Consider the following 22826-nt stretch of genomic DNA (forward strand, 5'->3'; position numbering starts at 1 on the left):
TTTTCGGATATCTAAAAGTCTATTGCTATTCTTTATCGGATTAACACTCTACTTTTACTCAAAAGAAATTATTTAGATATGATAAACAAATTTATTCTAGCGGCGATGTTGGTTTCATTTATTGGAATCAATGCGCAGACAACTCCAGTTTTTGAAATGGTAAAAGACATCAATCCTTCCGGTGATTCTATGCCGACAGATCTGATTAATTATAATTCAAAAATATTTTTCACAGCCGATGATGGCGTCAATGGTAGGGAACTTTGGATCACAGATGGTACCGAAACCAAACTCCTGAAAGATATCAATCCCGGAGAAAATGGTTCTGATATTTCCAATTTCAAAATCTTAAATGGAAAACTGTTATTTACTGCAACGGATGATGCGAACGGAAACGAACTTTGGACTTCTGACGGAACCGTAGCAGGAACCAAAATAGTAAAAGATATGTTTCCTGGAAGCGGCGGATCTTATGCGTTTGAGTTTATCGAATTCCAAAATGCTTTATATTTCAGATCAGAAGATGGCGTGCACGGAACCGAACTTTGGAAAACAGACGGAACTGAAGTTGGAACTGTCATGATTGGGGATTTGAGAACAGGTGAATTTGGTTCCAATCCATCTAATTTTACAGTTCTCAATAACAAACTTTATTTCAGCGCCATGGATGGTTTTGATTATGATAATGGTCAGACTGGATTGGAACTTTGGGTTTCCGATGGGACTGCTGCAGGAACTCATATTGTGAAAGACATCAATCCTATTGAGAGTTCCGGACCTTCCAGCTTGACTACTTTCGGTAACAAAATCTATTTCAGTGCAGATGACGGAACCAATGGAACAGAAATATGGGCTACGGACGGAACCGAAGCTGGAACTTATATGGTAAAGGATATTTCTAATGCTGTAAGTACAGCTTCATCTCTGCCAGCGCATTTTATTGCATTCAATGGAAAATTGATTTTTAGTGCCTACACACCTGAAACCGGCAGAGAAATGTGGACTACAGACGGAACTGCAGATGGAACTCATATTTTGAAAGATGTGAAACCAGGAACAGCTGGTGCTGTGATTCCACAATTCAGACATTTTATTTATAAAGACAAATTACTGCTTACTTTAGATGACAACACCCACGGCGCAGAGATCTGGACGACAGACGGAACCACGGACGGAACTCAGTTGTATCTGGATGTTTTTCCCGGATCTGATGGTTCTATGAATCCAAATCAGGCGGCTATGACATTTGCTGAAGTGAATGGTACGTTATATTTTAGAGGACTTGACAATTATGACGAGTATTATCAGTTATGGAAATCAGACGGAACAGCAGCGGGCACGAAAAAACTAATGCCGGATCCTACAACACCATATAATTTTGCGTTGGCACAGATTCCAGGTTTCACTGCATTGGGCAACAAACTTTATTTCAGAGCGCAGTACAATGACAGCGGTTACGAATTGTGGAGCGTAACCACGGATGCAGCAATGGCTGTGACTGATTTTAATAAAACCAAATTCCGTGTTTATCCCAATCCGGCTTCTGATGTGGTTAACATTTCCGGAGATTCAAAGATATCTTCTGTTCAGGTTTATGATCTTTCTGGAAAAGTTTTGAGTAATCAAACTTCGGATTCTAAACAATTACAAATGAATGTTTCTGATTTACCGAAAGGAAATTATATTATTAAAGTTTTATCAGACGGTAAATCTTCCTCGCATAAAATCATTAAAAAATAAAGTTTTTTTCAATTATTTAGTTTAGCCCGGGAATTTCGATTTCCGGGTTTTGTTTTAACAACGTTTATTTTTCCGTTTGGGTGACGCAATGCTTCAGCTACAACCAGAAAGGTGAAATGCACAAAATAAAATTAGCCGGAACATTAGCAGAAAAAAACGAAAATTGCGCTATCTATTATTGATTGATCATTCTGATTTGTCTGGATTAATTCGTTTGTTACTAAAACTTAACCCTACTAAAAAAGTGGCATTTTGAAAATTTGACTAAATTTACATACTGCAACCCTATCAGATTGAAGCCCAATATTATATTATTTATCATTTTCAGTTTATTCATCAAAGCGCAGAATACGCAGGATGCAGAATCCTTGTCGCCCGAATTTGAAGGTTTGCTAAATAAAGAATCAAAAGTCCTTGCGCTTTCTGACAATTACCTAAAGCAAAATCTTTATAAAGAAGCAATTAAGTCTCTTTTTCAGGCAAAAAAAATGTCTGAAACTTCGCAATCCGAAAACTTCAAAGCTTACACTTATATATTGCTTGCCAATTTTTACAGAGGTTTGGAATTGAATAAAATAGCGTCAGAAAATATTGAAATGGCAATGACTCCTTTGTCTGCGATAACCGATTCCAAAGAGCAAAATTACATCGAAGCCCGATTTCAGTTGGAAAAAGGTTTGTTGAATTTCGCACTTTCAAAAGATGATGAAGGAAAAACAAATTTGTGGAAAAGCAGTGCTAAATTTCGACAGATTGACGATCCAAAAAAGGTTTCAAAATCTTTGCAATTCATTTATTCAAAATTGGGAGATTATTATTTGTCTCAAAATGAACTGGATTCCGCAAAACACTATTTCAATCAGAATTTAAAATTGTCCAATCAATTTCCAACTTTTAAAGATTTGGAGTTAAGGGCAAAAAATGGATTAAGCAGCTATTATTTGCAAAATAAACAGACCGACAGCGCTTTGTATTTTGTATCTGGACTTACTAAAGATTTGCCAAAAGTCAAAGATCTTCTGTTGAAAAAAGATGTTTACAAAAATTTGGCCCAGATTCATTATTCCGCCGATGATCTGGAAAATTATAAAATCTTAAATGAACAATATTTGAAATTAAATGATTCCATCTATGAGTCAAACCAAGATACAAGGGTACTTTTGGCAAACGAAGCAGACAGCGTACGTGTGGAAAATCCTGATTCTAATAAATCATCATTATGGATTCTGATCACTTTGGGTGTTGCGTTGGCCGGATTGGCTTTGGCTTATGCAAATCACATTAAGGTGAAGAAAGAATACGTTCAGTTTCAAAAGATTATGCAGAATCTGAATGAAACGAAAAATTTAAAATCAATTGAAATTCATGAAGTTAACTCAGACAATCTCTATATTATTTCGGAAAAGACAGAACAGATCATTCTGGATAAACTTAAAAAATTCGAAGAAGGCGAGAAATACATCAATCCGAAAGTTTCCTTACAATTTTTGGCAAAAAACCTGGATACCAATACAAAATATCTGTCTGAAATTATTAATAAAAAGAAAGGTCAGAATTTCAATAATTACATCAACGAATTGAGAATTCATTACATCATCCGAAAATTAAAATCGGAACCTAAATATCAGAATTACAAAGTCAGTTCGTTGGCAGAAGAGTGCGGATTCAATTCCAGAAATACTTTTACATTGGCCTTTAAAAATACTTTAGGCATTTCGCCGACAAATTTTATCGGATTCATCAAAAAAGAAAATTCAGCTCACAAATCATTAGTTTAGCTTGTCAGAAAATGTTTCATCCATTTAAATTTACTTTCATTATCATCATCTTTCTGCTTTTTGGAATCAGCCAAACCGCAAGAGGACAAGATGAATTGTTTGCAAAATTGGCAACAGCTAATAAAATCATCTATTCTGATCCCGAAAAATCAATATTGCTAGCAAAAGAAGTTTATAAAAACTCACCTGAAAATTCAAATCTTCAACTTTCATCGCTGATAATTCTGGGCACGGCTTACAGTGAAAAATTTGACATCCAAAAATCAATAGAATCGCTGTTGAAAGCTCAGAGAATTGCAGAACTTAAGAATGATTATGTCAATCAGGTCCGAGCGTTGTCGCTTTTGGGTTATCAATACCAGATTTTACAAATCAACGACAACACACACAGCTATCTGGATCAGGCGGAGAAAATTATCAATCAACATGCTTTGCCGGATTCCCTGCAGTATCTTCGTGGAAATAATTATTCCATCAAGGCAATGATCTATCAGGAAACGCTGGATTGCGATTATTCAATTGAGTACTTCAATAAGGCGATAAGCGTTTATAAAAAGCTGAAGAATAGTGATGTAGCCAAAACCAATCTTTGTATTGCCCATTTGCACAAATCGCTTTGTTTTATAGAAAATAAAAATGCAGATTCAGCGAAAATATCACTCCTGAAAAGTGATGCGATCATAAAACAAATACCGTCAACCGATGATATTGAAATCTCCCAGCAAATTGCCTGGGCAAAATATCATAAGCTCAATAAAAAATATAAAACCTCTATTGAGACTCTCGATAAAATTCTTAAAAAAGCAACAAAAATGTCCAAGTCGGGTTTGGATGTAGAAGCTTACCAATTGCTTTCCCAAAATTATTTAGCACTCAATGATATTCCGAAATACAATTATTACAGCAATTTGTACACTGAAACCAAAAAGAGATATTCTGAAGCAGAAAAAAATTCTATCACACACATCATCAACAAACCATCCGGGAATGCAGTTGTAGAAAGGTTCACTTTTTCTGAAAATAAAATCTATATAATTGTCATCTTTTTAATACTAATTATAATTTTAATTATATTTTTTTCATTCAAATCTTACCGATTAAAGAATAAAATGAGAGATTTGAAATCAAATCAGAATTCTGAGTCCAAATAACAGGTATTTTATACAAATAGCTCATTATCAAATTTTTGTAAAATAAAACCTTGCTCAAAATCTTGAAATTTTCAGGTATTCATCACAGTAAAGACTTCTTTTAGTTCTTATTTTGTTATAGTTTCGACTATCAAAATTTAAAAAAAGTAGATATGAAGAATTTTTTTACACCCTTAATTATTTTGGGAATTTGTGGACTTGGGAGAGCACAAATTACAGTGTCCCATTCTCAGATTCCATTCAATCCCCATTTCAGTTCATCTGCATCTTGCAATATTAATGGAAATGCCTACTCACTGGAAAACCGCGTGAGTCGTAGTTTTTTCTTAAATGATTATGATATCCAGAATGATTTCCAGGTTCACAAAGTAAGTTTTGCAATTCAAAATGTTTTGAATCTGCCACAGGACGGCTTTCCGGTCACACTAAATATTTACACATCCGAAGGCGCTTATCCCACAGGACAACTCACACTGAAAGCTACGAAAGTTGTTGTCGTAACACAATCAGATACGCATACCATAGATGTCGATTTGGAAACATTAATTCCTGCTGGTTCCGAAGTGGTGATGGAAATCCATTACAATGGAGAACCGCTAAGTTCGGCACTTTGGGTAGGCGCAAATGGCTTTACGGATGATGCGCCATCTTATATACAATCTGATGCATGCGGGATTTTCGAACCGACTGAAGTGGGTGACATCGGACAGATTGACAATTCGAGATTCATCATGAGTATTGAAGGCGAAGATACTGTTTTGGGAAATGTTGAAGTGATCAATTCTTCAAAAGTGGCCCTTTTTCCAAATCCTGTCAAAGATAGTTTTAGTTTAAAATTAGATCATTCTACCAAAGTAACTCAGATCGAATTGTTTGATTTATCAGGAAAGAGCATCAAATCTTTTGGCAGCAAAACAACCGATTTAAATATTTCACATCTTCTGAAAGGAATGTATGTATTGAAAATCCAGACGCTCGACGGAAGATCGTTCACCAAAAAATTAATCAAAAACTAAGAAAAAAATGAAACAATTATATACGTTCTTTACACTTTTAATTTTAATCAACTTTTCCTTTGCACAAAATACAATTGTGCTCTGGAACTATGAAAATGGAAATGCATCACCCAGCGAAGGCATAGGTGTTGAAGAAAAAATTGGAGGCACACAGGGAAATGGCAGCCTGGAGTTCTTCGATGGACTGCACACTATCCATACATTTCCGGAACAAGGCACGAACACGGAAACTGCAGGAGTGCAGTTTTCAACTTCGATTGCCGGATATTCTGACATCAAATTCAGCATTGACATTGACGGCACAAATGGTTCTTCTAAATTCTTTGAAATTCAGTCTTCTGTAGATGCAGGAGCAACCTGGCAGTTGGTAACAAAGGCCCAACATACAACGCTGCAAAACGAAATTGAAACTTTCGGACCTTATTCCGTTTCCGGAACAGAAGGCGCTTCAAACTTAAAGATCAGAATTGTTACGGTTTTTGAAGAAGGAAACAGTAACTATATTCCTGTGGATAGTGAATCAAGTTATTCCGTCTGGGACACTTACAGTTTTGATAATGTTTTAATTACCGGTACCGGTGCAGGAGCGGATGTTTATTGTAGCTACACTGCGACTACGGTTACGCCGATTACCTATGTGGATGTGGCCGGAATCAGCAACACAACTTCTGCGACTTCAACAGAAGCACACGAATTTTTTTTGGATAAAGTAGGAAATACCGTGCACGGACAGGAACACATCATCAAATTATCCGGCAGCACAGGCGGAGATTTTGAAAGCTTCTTCACTGTATTCATAGACTGGAACAAAAACGGAATTTTGACTGATGACGGTGAAAAATACGAAGTCGGAAGCCTGCAGAATTCTAATGGATCTGACGGTCAGCTTTGGGGTTCATTTGTTGTTCCGATGAATGTCACATTTGGGTCGACCCGAATGAGAATCATCAGCAACAGAGGAAGCTACGCTACAGATCCTTGTGGCAGCTACGATTTTGGACAGGCAGAAGATTATACATTCTCTGTGATTCCTGTACCGGATGATTACTGTACTTACACCGCAGAAACTGTTTTGCCGATTACTAACGTAAACTTTGCAGGAATTAATAACACCACTGAAACCCCTTCTGTTCTACCTCAGGAATATTTCTTAGATAAAGAAGCACAGCTAAAAAGAGGTCAAACTTATAATCTGACAGTATTAGGTGATACAGGAGGAAATCACACTGATTATTATACATTGTTCGTTGACTGGAACAAGAATGATGTTCTGGATAATGCAGGAGAAATTTACGAATTGGGAAGCATTTCAAATTCTACAGGAACAGACAATAAAGAACTTGTTTTCCCATTTGCTGTAGCAAACAATGCGCCTTTGGGAGACACACGTATGCGCATTATCAAGAACAGAGATAGCTATTCAACGAATCCTTGCGGCGAACACGAATTTGGTCAGGCCGAAGAATACACTTTAAACGTAAGCAATCCGACGCCTGGAAATGATGATTACTGCGGACCGCTTTCTTACGATTACGGTACAGAACCAATTACTTATGTGAATTTTGCAGGAATAGACAACCGGACTTCTGCATCGCCTTCTTCACCAGATCACGAATTTTTCTTAGAAATGAAAGCGAATGTTGACAAAGGAGAAGAATATGAAATTACGTTAGAAGGATATACTGGCGGAGGCTGGACAAACTCCCTTACTGTTTTTATCGATTTAAACCACAATGGAAATCTGAATGATCCGGGAGAACGTTTTGAAATAGGAACCATCGAAGATACCACAGGAGAAGACGGACAACAGCTGGTAGGCAACATTTTAATTCCTAGCCACGCATTGTCAGGTGAAACCAGAATGAGAATCATGAAAAGCAGCGGCGACGGTTTTTATGCCGAAGATCCTTGTAATTCTGATAACTGGGGTGGAAGTGAGGAAGAAGGACAGGCCGAAGATTACACCATCATCATCAATTCTGATTGTATAGCACCATCATTGACCATCGCAACAACCTCAACCCAAACATGTGAAGGAACAGCAGCAATCTTGCAGGCACAGACTAACGGCGGACAAGTATTTTGGTTCACATCAGAAACTGCAACTACACCAATTGGTTCAGGATTAAATTTTAAAACACCAAAACTCTCAGAAACTACTTCTTTCTGGGCAGAGGCTACGAGCGGACAATTTTTTGATGGTGGAAGACCAGCACCGCAGTCTTTAGGTGCGGCACAGATTAACCAGACAACAAACCCTTGGGGACTGGTTTTCAATACCAATGAAATCATCACATTGAATTCGGTGGATGTTTACGTTGCCGATACACAAGGCGGACCAATCACCGTGAAACTTGTCAATGAAAACTGGGATGAAGTTTACAGCAAAACCCTGTCATTACCTGCAGGAAATGCTGTTAATCCTGTACGTTTTGAAATCCCGCTTGGTTTTATAATCCCCGCTGGCGATAACTACAGATTGGTAATGGAATCCAGCCCTTCCTTAGTAAGAGAATTAGCTACTCAACACACAGGCTTCCCTTACGCACTAGGAAATGTAGGACAAATTACTGGTGGAACGATTAACAATGGTGGTGCCAATTCCAACTATTATTTCTTCTATAACTGGAAGTTCAATACTGGTGACAGCGAGTGTAAATCGGAAAGAGTTAAGGTTGATGTGACGATCATTCCTGCTCCAGATGCACCAATGGGCGAAGCAACACAGTATTTCACCTTAGGAGAGACTTTAGCAAACTTAGAAGTTACCGGAACCAGCATGACTTGGTACGCCAACCAAAACGGAACCGTAATTCCTGCAACTACACCATTGGTAAATGGCACGACTTATTATGTAAGTCAAAACAACGGTCAATGTGAAAGTGAACTTTTGGCAATTACAGCTTACCTGCAATTAGGTGTTTCTGAAATCAACAAAACAGAATTCAATTATTATCCGAATCCAGTAATGGATGTTTTGAACATTGCAGGAAAATCAAACATTTCCAAAGTTGAAATCTTTGAATTGTCTGGCAAAAAAGTTCTTTCCCAAGATGCTAAAATCAGAAATGTCAAGTTGAACTTATCAACATTAATAAGTGGTACTTATATCTTGAAAGTAACTTCGTCCAAAACCACTGAAACATTTAAAATTATAAAAAGATAATTTTCTTCATTTATTTAAGATTAGCCTTGGAACTATTTGTTCCAAGGCTTTTTGTTGTAAATAAAATTGTGAAAAATTTATTTGATTAAGGTAAGCATGATGACTAAAATGATCGGATCTTCTATTAAACTTAATTTCAATTAAAAAATATACCGATTGGTATTTTATTTGTTTATCTTTGCCAAGTCTATTAAATTAAGAAATGTCAAAAGCAGAAAAAACAAGACAATTCATCATCGAAAGTACAGCCGAACTTTTCAACAAGAAAGGTTATGCAGGAACTTCTCTGTCCGATATTTCTGAAGCGACTGGACTTACGAAAGGTAGCATCTATGGTAACTTCGAGAATAAAGATGAAGTCGCAAAAGAGGTTTACCTGTACAATGCCAGACTTTTGCAGGCAGGAGTTGCCAATGATTTGAATCCCGAAATGACAAGTCGGGAAAAACTAATGGCTTTATTAAATCATTACCGAAATTCTTGGGACGCACACTTTTCTCGTGGTGGTTGTCCTATTATGAACACGGCCATAGAAAGCGACGACACAATGCCATTTCTAAAAACCGAAGTCAAAAAAAGCTTTAAAGCTTGGTCTGATAAAATCGCCAGAATTATTGATGAAGGAAAATCAAAAAATGAAATTCTGGAAACCATTAATCCGTCAGACTATTCCTATTTGTTCATTATGTTGATTGAAGGTGGCATTCTGATTTCAAAAACAACCGATGATCGAAATCATCTATTCAATGCTTTGGACAGAATCACGAAAATCATTGACACCGAATTAATTAAGTAACAATAAAATCTAAAATCCATCTATGAATCCATTAGAACATTTGAAAACTTTGATTGGAAAAGAATTCACAGATTCGCCGTCGCCGTTTATGCGCTGGCTGAATCCAATTGTGGTTTCTGCAGAAAAAGGACATTTGGAATTTCAATATACGATCCGTCCGGAATGGCTGAATCCAATCGGTAATCTTCACGGTGGCGTCACGGCTGCAATCATTGATGACGTTTTGGGAGCGACAATTTTTTCTTTGAATGAACCAAATTTCTACACAACTATCAATAATGTCATCGATTATTTTGCCATCGGAAAAGAAGGTGAAAATATCATAGCGGAAACGCACATTACCAAGTTGGGAAAACAATTTATCAACGCTACTTGCGAAGTTTGGAACGCCGATAAATCGAGATTGATTGCAAAAGGAACTTCAAATTTATTCCGAACTGAGATTAAAAAAGTGTAGGTTTAAGAATTAATACATTTCAAAAGTTAGTCTTCTGAAATTTCAAAATAAAAATTAAAAATATTCATAAAATGAAAAGAGTTGTAATTACCGGAATGGGAGCCGTAACACCTTTGGGAAATGACGTTGAAACGTTTTGGAAAAACAGTCTTGCCGGAGAAAGTGGCGCTGCAACCATTACGCACTTCAATCCGGAAAAATTCAAAGTTCAGTTTGCTGCGGAGGTAAAAAATTTCACGCCAGAAAAATATCTGGACAGAAACGAAATCAAACGAAGCGATCTTTTCACACAATTTGCAATCTATGCTTCAGCAGAAGCAATGGAAGATTCCGGTTTGGATTTGACAAATATTGACCCTTTTGACATTGGTGTGATTTGGGGAACGGGGCAAGGTGGCATGCAGACTTTTGAAGATGATGTCGTAGCATTTGCTACAGGCGATGGAACGCCAAGATTCAGTCCGTTCTTTGTTCCCAAACTGATTGCCAATATGGCTTCTGGAATGATCTCGATGAAATATGGATTGCGTGGCATCAATTATACAACGGTTTCCGCTTGTGCCACTGCGAACACAGCGTTTATGGATGCTTTCAATTACATCCGTTGGGGAAAGGCGAAAATCATCGTTAGCGGTGGTTCGGAAGCGCCGATTACGCAGGCTTCTGTTGGCGGATTCTCATCGATGAAAGCAATGTCCACAAGAAATGACGATCCAAAAGTAGCAAGCCGACCTTACGATACAGAACGTGACGGTTTCATAATGGGAGAAGGCGCTGGAGCATTGATTCTTGAAGAATACGAACACGCCAAAGCAAGGGGTGCAAAAATCTATGCAGAACTAATTGGTGCAGCAATGACTGCCGATGCTTATCATATGACCGCTCCACATCCGGAAGGGATTGGCGCGGCAAAATCTATGGAATTGGCGCTTGAAGATGCAAACATCACTTCCGACCAGGTCGATTATTTGAATCCGCACGCCACCTCTACCCCACTTGGAGATTTGGCAGAACTGAACGCCGTTACTAAGGTTTTCAAAGGAAGTCCGAATCTGGATATCAGCGCTACCAAATCTATGACAGGACATTTGCTGGGAGCAGCCGGCGCAGTCGAAGCGATATTGTGTATCAAAGCGATTCAGAACAGCATTATTCCACCGACCATCAATATTTCAAATCTGGATGAGAATATCCCGGAAGGCATTCATATCGTGACTGAACCTAAAGAAAAAGAAATCAATATTGCGATGAGCAACGCTTTTGGTTTTGGTGGGCATAACTCGACGGTTATATTCAGGAAAATTTAAAAAAACCACATAGACACATAGATAAAAGAGTCTTAAAGATTCAATAATCAAGATTAAATAGAAAAGCTATTTTTCCTTTTTTAAGTTTAAAAACTATGTGTCATGTGGTTAAAATTATTTAAAATAAAAAAGGCTTAGTGAAAACTAAGCCTTTTATATAGTAGAAATCTTATTATTTCTGTGTGTGATTGATATCGTTTCTGTGTTCCATTATTTCAAGATTGGCATCCACAAAATAAGCACTTCCGAAACCATTCACATAAGCACCTTTCACAGGATGAAGCGCAACTAGGATGAAATCTGTCATTTCGTTCAGAACATCTACAATCTTTCCGTGTCTTTCTTTCAGTTTTCCAACAATATTGTTCCAGTCAGCAGAATCCCTTTCAATTTGAGAAGTAGAAACCTCAACAGTCAGTCTTTCTCTTGCGTAAACCTGTTTTGTAGCAGACTCATCCTCGATAAACATTGCAGAAACTTTTCTACCTTCCGCAAGATTCTTCGTGTGCTTTGCCATAAAAGAAACCAAAATGTAGAATTTGTTTTCAATTTCTACAAACGGTGCGTAGCTCGCATTCGGCGTTCCTTCTGCATCTACAGTTGCCAAAGTTACGCTAAGGGTTTTAGCGATTAATTCTTTTACTTTCGGCGCAACTGGCTTTGCATCTCTTTTTGCTTCTTGTGTATGTGTACTTTCACTCATAATTTAAATTTATTATTAATTTGATACGCAAAAATAGCTATTTAGAATCGAACCAAATAATTTTCTGTTATGTATAATTTCATATCTTTAAAATTATCAGTAAAAGAATTATTGAATAATTTTACTCTTTCCTTTTAAAATGAACAGAAACATCCCGACATATCATCTCAATGACATCACGAAAGAAGGATTGGTATTTGAACTTGTAAGGGAAACTTCTGAGAAAGCACACAAAGATATCGAGGAAAAAGGTGTCCACAGAGACAGTCATTATCTTTTTCTTTTCCTGCAAAGCGGTAAAGCAGAAGGTATGGTAGATTTCAGAAATTTCGAAGCAGAAGCTCCATCAGTTTTCTGCATAATGCCCGGGCAAGTTCATTACTCAAAAAGTTTTGACTTCTGTGGCTGGTTTTTAGCCGTCAATTCCGACTTGGTTCCGAATGAAGTTCGTGCCGTTTTTGAGGAGTCGCTTTTTCCAATTCTTCCTTTAAAAATAGAATCTGAATTTGCAAAAACCCTTGATAATTGTGCTCAACTTCTTTATTTGTATCATAAAAATAAAAAAACCGATTTAAACATAGCTCAGTCTCTTCTGGATGCTTACATCGGAATGCTGACTTCGGTCTTTGCTGAGAATTCTAATCAGGAAGAGATAAAGGAAAGTCGTGCCCTGAAACTGACAAGACAATTTAAAACGCTTGTAAAGCACAATTTCAAGACCTTGAAAAGTCCATCATCTTACGCTGAATTAATGAGTATTTCTCCGACCTATCTGACAGAAGTTGTCAAAGATATTACTGGAAAGCCAGCAGGATATTGGATTCAGCAGGAAATTATCATTGAGGCAAAACGCCTGCTTTTTTACACGGATTTGACAGTGAAAGAAATTGCCAATAAACTCGGTTATGATGACTACGCCTACTTTTCGCGGATGTTTTCGAAACTGACAAAACAGTCTGCCTTGGATTTCAGAAAGAAAAATAAAATGGAGTTTCCTGAATAAATTTACCTCAAAAAGTCCAATCACTTCCTCGAAATAGCTATCGTTTTCCTTTGTCTATCTGATTTTCTTTGTAGAAAATTATTGATTATGCCAAGTATGCCAAAATGGTTGAATGATACGATGGAAAACATCTTCGCTTCCAAATATATCCGTGAAACAACCGTCATAGAAACAGAAAACATTGCTGACCATTTAAAAAGAATCAAATTCTCCGGTAATCTCCTCGGTTTGGAATATAAACCAGGATATTCCATCGAATTCCGGGTGAATGATACTGATTACCGCAAGTATACGCCCTATAATTATGATAAAGCTGAAGGTACTTTTGAGATTCTGTGTCATCTTCACGGCAATGCTTCCGGTTGTGATTTTATAGAGAATTTAAAAGTCGGAGAAACGATAAAATATATCATTCCGAGGGGAAAAGATATGTTCAAATGTGATTTTAAACATCATATCGTCATTGGTGACGAGACTTCTTTAGGAGTCGCTTTGTCAATAAAATATGAAACAGAAGGTTACGGCTATTATTCTTTCGACAGTATTTTTGAACTGGATGACCATCAGGTCCTGAAAGAACTCAACTTATATGGAAATCATACTTTGAAAAATGAACCTGAGAAAATCCTTGAATCTATAGATATTCTTTTCAAAGAAGGTATCATTGAGCTTGATAATGCAGCATTTTACATTACCGGAAATGGGAAAACATTGCGGAAAATCCGCAAATCATTGAAAGAAAATAACATATCTGGTCATCAGATTTTTTCCCAAGCTTACTGGATAGAAGGTAAAAAAGGATTGTGAAATAAAAACCTGTGCCCCGAATTTTTTATGTAAAACTAAAATCGTAATTTTGCATTTGGTTTTCAAAACTGATTTTTAAATTTATTTAATTATAAATATGAGCACAACAACACAATACGTTCCTTATAAAGTTAAGGATATTTCCTTAGCAGAATGGGGAAGAAAAGAAATTACTTTGGCGGAAGCTGAGATGCCAGGTTTGATGTCTATCCGTGAAGAATTCGGACCATCTCAACCACTTAAAGGTGCAAGAATCGCAGGATGTCTTCACATGACGATCCAGACTGCAGTTTTGATCGAAACTTTGGTTGCTCTTGGTGCTGAAGTGACTTGGTCTTCTTGTAATATCTTCTCTACTCAGGACCACGCTGCTGCGGCAATCGCTGCTGCTGGAATACCGGTTTACGCTTGGAAAGGTCTTAACGAAGAAGATTTTGACTGGTGTATCGAGCAGACTCTTTTCTTTGGTGAAGACAGAAAACCATTGAATATGATCCTTGATGACGGTGGAGATTTGACAAACATGGTTTTTGACAGATACCCGGAATTCACAAAAGACATCAAAGGACTTTCTGAGGAAACCACAACTGGTGTTCACAGATTGTACGAAAGAATGAAAAACGGAACTTTGGTAATGCCTGCGATCAACGTAAATGATTCTGTTACCAAATCTAAATTCGATAACAAATATGGTTGTAAAGAATCTGCAGTAGATGCTGTAAGAAGGGCGACAGACCTTATGTTGGCTGGAAAAAGAGTTGTGGTTTGCGGCTACGGAGACGTTGGAAAAGGAACTGCGGCTTCTTTCAGAGGTGCTGGCTCTATCGTAACTGTAACTGAAATTGACCCAATTTGTGCGCTACAAGCGGCAATGGACGGATACGAAGTGAAAAGATTGGATACGGTTGTTGACAATGCAGATATCATTATCACGACGACTGGAAATTACAACATCGTGAGAGGAAACCATTTCCTTAAAATGAAAGATAAAGCAGTAGTTTGTAACATCGGTCACTTCGACAACGAGATCGATATGGCGTGGTTGAACGAAAACTACGGTCACACAAAATCTGAAGTGAAGCCTCAAGTTGACATCTACACCATCGAAGGTAAAGAAGTCATCATCCTTGCAGAAGGAAGATTGGTAAACCTAGGTTGCGCAACTGGCCACCCAAGTTTTGTAATGTCTAACTCATTCAGTAACCAGACCTTAGCTCAAATCGAACTTTGGACCAACTCTGAAGCGTACGGAAACGAAGTTTATATGTTGCCAAAACATTTGGACGAGAAAGTAGCAGAATTGCACCTTAAGAAATTAAGCGTAGAATTGGAAACCCTTACACCAGAACAAGCAGACTACATCGGCGTTGACGTGAAAGGACCTTTCAAACCAGAATATTACAGATACTAAGATTTTTAATATTAAAGTATATAGAAACTCTCCAAATTTTTTGGGGAGTTTTTTTTATCTTTACAACATTCTAATAACTAAATTCTTATGAAAATTAAATTTACCTTTTTAATGATTCTTTTTTGTGCCTTTTCTTTTGCGCAAAATGAGTTTATTACATTGTGGCAACCCGGTAAACCATACGAGGGTGCTACTACCACTCAAATTTACTTTTCCGGAGTCGGGAATAATTACACAATTTACTGGGAAGAGGTGGGAAACCCTTCTCATAACGGAACTTTAGCAAATGTTACAACATTAGAAAACACTACCAAGCTAATTAATTTCGGAACAGGAATATCTACTGATTCTCAATACCTTATAAAAGTTAGTAATGGTATTGGAAATTTTCATCGATTCAATGGTTATAGTATAGATCGCGATAAATTACTGGAGGTTAAGCAATGGGGAAATATAAAATGGTCAAACATGTTTTTTGCATTCAATGGATGTTCTAATTTAGATATTACGGCTACTGACGTTCCTGATTTATCTGGTGTTACAAATTTAAGTGCCATGTTTCAAGAATGTAATAATTTAAAAGGAAACTCTTCTTTTAATCTATGGAATACTTCTAACATTACCGATATGGGTGGAATGTTTATTAGAGCTAAAAATTTCAATCAAGATATAGGTAATTGGAACATATCTAATGTTACCGATTTGACAATTATGTTTGCAGAAGCCAATAATTTTAATCAAAACATTAGTGATTGGGATACCTCTAAAGTTACTGGAATGGCATCAATGTTTTCAAAAGCTAATAAGTTTAATCAAAATATTAGTAATTGGAATACTTCAAATGTCACAAATATGAGTGGAATGTTTAGTAGAGCAACCGATTTTAATCAAAATATTAGTAATTGGGATACTTCTAAAGTTGTGAATATGGAATCTATGTTTTTCGAAGCCAGCAATTTTAATCAAGATATTGGAAATTGGAATACTTCAAAAGTAATTAACATGAGTGATATGTTTTGGAATGCAACAAATTTTAATCAAGATATTAGAAATTGGGATACTTCAAAAGTTTCAGATATGAGTAATATGTTTTTAGGCGCTAAAAACTTTAATCAGAACATTGGAAATTGGAACACTTCAAATGTTACAAAGATGGATGATATGTTTAATGATTGTAAAACTTTTAATCAGGATATAGGAAATTGGAATACTTCAAATGTTACTGATATGAGTCAAATGTTTGCTAATACTGAAAGCTTTAATCAAAACTTAGGAAAGTGGGATACTTCAAAAGTGACTTTAATGTATGCAATGTTTTATAATTCTAGAGCATTTAATCAAAATATAGAAAACTGGAATACATCAAAGGTTACAGAGATTGATTATATGTTTTATGATGCAACTTTATTCAATCAAAATTTAGGAAAATGGAATCTTAAAAACGTTAACTACATAGAAAAAATGTTTAAAAATTCAAATTTATCTTGTCAAAACTATGACAAAATATTAATTGGCTGGGCAAATAATCCTGAAACTCCAAACGGTTTACAATTTATAGACAATGCCAACACGATCTATTCATCGCATGAGGCTGTCAATGCAAGAAATCATCTCATAAACACAAAAGGCTGGACCATCTCTGGAGACACATATGATCCCAATTGCGCCCTTTCAACAAACGAACTTCAAAACATAAAAATCCAAGTTTATCCTAATCCGGCTAAAGATTTCATCTTTATAAATAACATTCAAAACAGTAAAGATGTGGAAATCTACGACATGCAAGGGAAAATGGTAAAAAGACAGAAATATAATAACAACCAAATCTCTCTGAAAAATTTATCCAAAGGAATTTATATTCTGAAAATCCCATCAGAGAAATACACACAAAAGATAATTATTGAGTAAGCTATTCAAAAAAAGAATATATTTGATACTATTAAATAATAAAAAAACAAAAACTAATGGCAAAACAAAAAGTATCAAACGCCTTCGTCGCGGCATCTTGGGTCGCACTGGGCGCAGGAATGATAGGCTTCATCGTGGGACTTGCACGCGCCGAAATGGAATTGAACGAGAAAGGCTACTACTTCACCATCCTGCTCTACGGCTTGTTCGCAGTCGTTTCTTTGCAGAAAGCCGTTCGTGACAAGATGGAAAATATCAAAGTGACCGACATCTATTACGGACTTTGTTGGTTCGCCACTTTATCATCGATCGTTCTTCTCGTGATCGGACTTTGGAACGCCACGATTCTCCCAAGTGAAAAAGGATTTTATGCCTTTGCATTTTTGCTCGCCCTTTTCGGAGCCATTGCCGTTCAGAAAAATACGCGTGACAATATGCTGGAAGATTAAAAATTTAATTCAATAATATAGGTGAAACCTCTCAATCATTTGGGAGGTTTTTATATTTTTGAAAAAACTAGCTTAACTAAATGAAAAAACTGATTCTACTCTTATTTACCTCTATTGTATTAAGTTCTTGCACAGTCAATGGCTGGGGAGATGATTCTGAAAAAATGCCAGACCATTATCGTTATCGGGTAAAAACATTAGATAGCTTTCAAAATTTAAATCAAAATTTTATATATAAAATTACGGGAGAGCAACTATCCGAGGAACTTAAAAATCATCCAAAAGCAATTGTATATATCTTTACAAACGGCTCTTATTTGAGATTGAAGCCATTACAAGACTTTATTGATTTTGCCAAGGAAAAAGATTACAAATTGTTTTTTGTGATGGACGGTTATATGAATCTACGTCAAACCCTAGAAGAGCTAAGTAGTAACCCATCTCCAATATTTATTATTAATAGAAACGCTGATGAAGATAATTTCAAGCCAAGTTACGTAAGTCGTTTTGAAAATAGACTTAACGTCAATATCTTTGTAAAAGACAAAAAGATAACCTGCTTTAATTGCCTTCTCTATTTTGAAAATGGTGCGTTCATCAAAAGAATTGAAGAATACTCTGGCACAAAACCAAGAAACAAAATTACATTCAATGGCAAATAAGCTTTTAGTTATAACTCTGTAATTAGTACCTTGCAACCTCAAAAAATTTCAAAAAAATGGAATATTCTCAACTGGAACCAAAAGTGATCTGGAAAAACTTCGCAGCGCTTAATTCCGTTCCAAGACCTTCAAAAAAAGAAGAAAAAGTTATAAAATTCATAAAGGAATTCGGTGAAAAACTGGGATTGCCAACAACCGTTGACGAAGCTGGAAATGTCATCATCACAAAACCAGCAACAGCAGGAATGGAAAACCGTCAGCCAATCGTGATGCAATCGCACCTGGATATGGTTTGTCAAAAAAACAACGACGTCGATTTTGACTTCGAAACACAGGGTATCCAAATGTTTGTGGATGGTGATTGGGTGAAGGCAAAAGGGACAACACTCGGAGCTGACAATGGTCTGGGTGTTGCAACAATCATGTCGATTCTGGAAAGTGATGATATTGCGCATCCCGACTTGGAAGCTCTTTTCACCATCGATGAAGAAACCGGAATGACTGGCGCATTGGCTTTGAAACCTGGCCAGTTGAAAGGTGAAATCCTATTAAACCTAGATACCGAAGAAGACGACGAGATCGACATCGGTTGCGCTGGTGGCGTAGATGTGACAGCTTCTGCAAAATTCGATTTGAATGATTCCAAAGGCGAAACTTTCAAGATCGAGATCAAAGGTTTGCAAGGCGGACACTCTGGAATGGACATTATCAAAGGGCTTGGTAATTCCAACAAATTATTGGGCAGATTTTTATTTTCAGCTTTAGAAAATCAAATTCAGCTAAGCTCAATTGACGGTGGAAGTTTGAGAAATGCCATTCCTAGAGAGGCTACAGCAACTTTTACAGTAGAAACTTCTTCGGACTTTTTGAAGAATGCAGAACAATTGAAAGCTGAGATATTAGAGGAATTCGCATCATTGGAAAAAGACCTGATCATCAATATCGAAAAAGCAGATCCATCGGAAAAACTACTTTCAGTTGATGATTCCAAGAAGATTATTTACGCAATCAATGCAGCTCACAATGGCGTTTTCCGAATGAGTCCAGACGTGGAAGGCCTGGTAGAAGCCTCCAACAATGTTGCACGAGTTGAACTTAAAAATGGAGAGATCAAAATCCTTAACCTTACAAGATCATCCGTAGAATCTACGAAATGGGAAGTTGCCAACCAACTGAAATCCGCCTTCGAAAGCAATGGTTTAAAAACTGAGTTTGGTGGTTCCTATCCAGGCTGGAAACCGAAGCCAGATGCAGAAATCATCAAAGTGATGACGGATCTTTATGAAAACAACTTCGGCGAAAAACCAATGGTGGTTGCTTGCCACGCCGGTTTGGAATGTGGCATCATTGGAGCCAACTATCCAAAAATGGAAATGGTAAGTTTTGGACCCACGATCAAAGGCGCTCACTCGCCTGATGAACGAGCAAGCATATCATCAACCCAAAAATTTTGGAAATACACTCAGGAAATCCTGAAAAACATTCCTCTGAAAAAATAATACTCAAAAAAAGAAATCCAGTAAATAATTACTGGATTTGTCATTTAATAGAGCTTTTGTTAATATTTTACACAAAAACAAAGTATAAAAATCCATTATCATTAAAAATTTACTACTTTTACACCCTAATTAATATTTAAGATATGAAGAGAGAACTTTTACGGATTGGTATTTTGTGTGGATTGGCTGGATTTGGCTTCTCTGCAAATGCCCAAGAATATGTTGAAAAGAAAATTACAGAGAAAAACGGAAACATCAGTTTGGTGACGTTCAAAAGTAATGCAAACTTAAAATCTGCTTCGAAGGCAGATCTATTCAAAGATATTCTGAAACTTCCTGCAGGAACGGAATTAAAACTTACCAAATCAGAAAAAGATGCAACGGGTAAATTTGTGGATGAAAAATACCAGTTGTTCCATAACAACGTAAAAGTTGAATCTGGAGTCTATAATCTGCATTATAAAAATGAAAATCTCACCAGTATGAATGGTGAAATTTTCAACACCTCTTCCGTAAGCACATCTGCAAAAATATCTTCACAATCTGCCTTGGACAAAGCAGTTCAAAGTGTAGGAGCTACAAAATACATGTGGGACGATGCTGACAGCAATGTGGATAATTATAAAAAACCAACAGGAGAATTGGTGCTTTTACCAATTCTACAAGCTGATGAAAGTTATAAGTTGGTTTTAGCTTACAAATTTGATGTCTTCGCATCGCAACCGATGAGCAGAGCTTACATTTACGTAGATGCAAGCAATGGAAGCATTTTGCTATCAGATGCGATCATAAAGCATGCAACTCAAAACATTGTTCAAAAAGAACTTGACATTGATAAAATAAATCTCGAGTCAAGAGATTCCAATCTTAAAAATACAATTTCCAAACTTGTACCTGCTAATGCGGCTACCCGCTACAGTGGCAATCAAACTATCGAAACATCTCTAAACACGGCAGGTACGGATTATATTCTTTTTGATACAACAAGAGGAAATGGCGTCCGAACTTACAATGCAAAGAAAAGCACAGCTTTGAACGCTGCGGTAGATTTCACAGATACTGATAACGACTGGACTGCTACGGAATTTGATAACTCAACATTTGACAACGTGGCTTTGGATGCACATTGGGGTGTTGAAAAAACTTACGATTATTTCAAATTAAACCACAACAGAAATAGCTATGATGGCAACGGATCTCTGCTAAGAAGTTACGTTCATTATGGTAATAATGTGAACAATGCCTACTGGTCAGGATCTTACATGCTTTATGGAGATGGTGACAGAACAGCTACTTTCAATCCTTTGACAGCATTTGATGTGACAGCTCATGAATTGGGCCATGGCGTTTGTGCAACTACAGCGGGACTTCTCTACCAAAGAGAATCTGGCGCAATGAATGAAGGTTTTTCTGATATTTGGGGCGCAGTTGTAGAACATACTTATGCACCAAACAAACAGGCTTTCACGATTGGCGAAGACATTACTTTATTTTCTCCTTTCTATTTAAGATCAATGAGCAATCCTAAATCTGCAGGACAACCAGATACTTACCGTGGAGAAAACTGGATCCCGGCAACAGCGGCAGAAGGTTGTGTTACTCCATCTCAAGACGCGAATGACTATTGTGGCGTTCACACAAACAGTGGTGTTTTGAACCATTGGTATTATGTTTTGGTTCAAGGGAAAACAGGAACTAATGACATTGGAAAATCATATTCGGTAACAGGAATCGGATTTGAAAAAGCAACCAAAATTGTTTACAGATTAGAAACAAACTATCTGAGCGGGAATTCAAATTATATGAATGCCAGAAACTTTGGGATCCAAGCAGCAATCGATCTTTATGGAGAAAACTCTCCGGAAGCGATTGCAACTCAGGATGCTTTTTATGCAGTTGGCTTGGGTGCAAAATACAATCCGAACGGTCCAGATACTACAGCACCTACTACACCAGTAGATTTGAAAGCAACAGCTACAACCAATGTTTCGACATATCTTTCTTGGACCGCATCTACCGACAACTTCGCACTAGACGGCTACAATGTTTACAAAGACAATGTATTGTTAGGATCTACGTACACCAATTCCTATTATGTAAAAGGTCTTACAGCTTCTACAGCTTACAAATTCAAGGTGGAAGCCAAAGACGAGGCTGGGAACAAATCAGGTTTCAGCAATGAAGTTCTAGTAACAACTTTGGATACCGGAAATACATACTGCACTTCTCAAGCTAGCAATACAGGTTTTATGAGAATTCAAAATGTAAAACTAAATACAATCGACAACCAAAGCACAGGAGCAAGTGGCTATGAAGATTTCTCATATCTATCGACAGATGTAACAAAGGGATTAACATATACAATCACTGTAACACCGTTCTGGTCTGGAACTGTTTATCCATTGAGATACAGATTACATGCAGATTACAACAACAATGGCGTGTTTACAGATGCGGGAGAAGTAGCATGGACTCAATCTATTGGAACAGACGCACCAACAGTTTCTGGTACATTTACTATTCCAACTACAGCAGCGACAGGAATCGTGAGAATAAGAGTCCAAGCCGCTTACAATCAAACACCAAGTTCTTGTGCAACAATCACTTATGGACAAGTGGAAGATTACTCTCTTAACATTACGGAAAACTTAGGTGTTTCTGACATTAAAGACAATCAATCCGTGATTTATCCAAATCCTGTGAAAGATGTGATTAATATCCAGTCTAACGATTCTGGAGAATTCTCTTATCAGGTCTATAATATTGCCGGACAAAGCGTTCTGACAGGAAAATCTGCTGATAAAAAGATCAACGCTCAGAAATTGACTACTGGAAATTATGTTCTGGAATTGACCAACAAAAACGGAGAGAAGACCACCCAAAAGTTTATCAAGAAATAATTCTTAAAAATAATTCTTATCAAAGCTCCCAATCGGGAGCTTTTTTTGTTTGTGATATTGAGATTTCTTTACG

General features: G+C 37.0%; 17 protein-coding genes. 16 read left to right on the forward strand and 1 reads right to left on the reverse strand.

Annotation, left to right across the window (positions count from 1 at the left end; translation table 11 throughout):
* The first annotated feature begins 78 nt into the window (after positions 1-78).
* The 8 genes from IO90_RS17495 (at position 79) to fabF (ending at position 11411) form a co-directional block, all read left to right on the forward strand.
* Positions 79-1740 (forward strand): ELWxxDGT repeat protein, encoded by a 1662-nt coding sequence (locus tag IO90_RS17495; RefSeq protein ID WP_051878914.1) that lies wholly within the window; start codon positions 79-81, stop codon positions 1738-1740.
* Between the two features lie 293 nt (positions 1741-2033).
* On the forward strand, positions 2034-3518 hold the full coding sequence (locus tag IO90_RS17500; protein ID WP_034970495.1) for a helix-turn-helix domain-containing protein: 1485 nt from the start codon (positions 2034-2036) through the stop codon (positions 3516-3518).
* Positions 3519-3529: 11 nt separating this feature from the next.
* Positions 3530-4669 carry a tetratricopeptide repeat protein gene (locus IO90_RS17505; RefSeq protein ID WP_034970498.1) on the forward strand — a complete coding sequence of 380 codons (1140 nt, stop codon included), beginning with the start codon at positions 3530-3532 and terminating at the stop codon, positions 4667-4669.
* Positions 4670-4821: 152 nt separating this feature from the next.
* Entirely contained in the window at positions 4822-5685 is an 864-nt protein-coding gene (locus tag IO90_RS17510; RefSeq protein WP_081871848.1) for a T9SS type A sorting domain-containing protein, read from the forward strand.
* Positions 5686-5692: 7 nt separating this feature from the next.
* Positions 5693-8851 (forward strand): GEVED domain-containing protein, encoded by a 3159-nt coding sequence (locus IO90_RS17515; protein WP_081871849.1) that lies wholly within the window; start codon positions 5693-5695, stop codon positions 8849-8851.
* 202 nt (positions 8852-9053) lie between these two features.
* The gene (locus IO90_RS17520; RefSeq protein ID WP_034970509.1) at positions 9054-9647 is read left to right on the forward strand and encodes a TetR/AcrR family transcriptional regulator; all 594 of its coding nucleotides are present in this window, start codon (positions 9054-9056) and stop codon (positions 9645-9647) included.
* Between the two features lie 22 nt (positions 9648-9669).
* Positions 9670-10104, forward strand: a complete 435-nt coding sequence (locus IO90_RS17525) for a PaaI family thioesterase (protein ID WP_034970513.1) — start codon at positions 9670-9672, stop codon at positions 10102-10104.
* Positions 10105-10175: 71 nt separating this feature from the next.
* On the forward strand, positions 10176-11411 hold the full coding sequence (gene fabF, locus IO90_RS17530; protein WP_034970517.1) for a beta-ketoacyl-ACP synthase II: 1236 nt from the start codon (positions 10176-10178) through the stop codon (positions 11409-11411).
* Between the two features lie 172 nt (positions 11412-11583).
* On the opposite strand, the gene IO90_RS17535 is transcribed toward fabF, so the two are convergent.
* Entirely contained in the window at positions 11584-12114 is a 531-nt protein-coding gene (locus IO90_RS17535) for a HugZ family protein (protein ID WP_117596608.1), read from the reverse strand.
* Between the two features lie 139 nt (positions 12115-12253).
* Between IO90_RS17535 and IO90_RS17540 the strand changes: the two genes are divergently transcribed.
* The 8 genes from IO90_RS17540 to IO90_RS17575 all read left to right on the forward strand — a co-directional run bounded on the left by IO90_RS17540 (position 12254) and on the right by IO90_RS17575 (position 22753).
* On the forward strand, positions 12254-13117 hold the full coding sequence (locus tag IO90_RS17540) for an AraC family transcriptional regulator (protein WP_034970524.1): 864 nt from the start codon (positions 12254-12256) through the stop codon (positions 13115-13117).
* 87 nt (positions 13118-13204) lie between these two features.
* Positions 13205-13924 (forward strand): FAD-binding oxidoreductase, encoded by a 720-nt coding sequence (locus IO90_RS17545; RefSeq protein ID WP_034970526.1) that lies wholly within the window; start codon positions 13205-13207, stop codon positions 13922-13924.
* Positions 13925-14021: 97 nt separating this feature from the next.
* A complete protein-coding gene (gene ahcY, locus IO90_RS17550) occupies positions 14022-15335 on the forward strand; it encodes an adenosylhomocysteinase (protein ID WP_034970529.1) in 1314 nt (437 codons plus the stop codon).
* An 87-nt stretch (positions 15336-15422) separates the two neighbouring features.
* Positions 15423-17243, forward strand: a complete 1821-nt coding sequence (locus tag IO90_RS18535; RefSeq protein WP_051878917.1) for a BspA family leucine-rich repeat surface protein — start codon at positions 15423-15425, stop codon at positions 17241-17243.
* Positions 17244-17299: 56 nt separating this feature from the next.
* A complete protein-coding gene (gene yiaA, locus IO90_RS17560; protein ID WP_034970531.1) occupies positions 17300-17692 on the forward strand; it encodes an inner membrane protein YiaA in 393 nt (130 codons plus the stop codon).
* 80 nt (positions 17693-17772) lie between these two features.
* Positions 17773-18354, forward strand: coding sequence for a hypothetical protein (locus IO90_RS17565; protein WP_034970533.1), 582 nt, complete (start codon positions 17773-17775; stop codon positions 18352-18354).
* Positions 18355-18410: 56 nt separating this feature from the next.
* Positions 18411-19853, forward strand: a complete 1443-nt coding sequence (locus IO90_RS17570) for an aminoacyl-histidine dipeptidase (protein WP_034970535.1) — start codon at positions 18411-18413, stop codon at positions 19851-19853.
* 143 nt (positions 19854-19996) lie between these two features.
* Positions 19997-22753 (forward strand): M4 family metallopeptidase, encoded by a 2757-nt coding sequence (locus IO90_RS17575; protein ID WP_034970538.1) that lies wholly within the window; start codon positions 19997-19999, stop codon positions 22751-22753.
* The last annotated feature ends 73 nt before the right edge of the window (positions 22754-22826 follow it).

The sequence above is a fragment of the Chryseobacterium sp. FH1 genome (assembly GCF_000735135.1).
GTDB lineage: Bacteria > Bacteroidota > Bacteroidia > Flavobacteriales > Weeksellaceae > Epilithonimonas.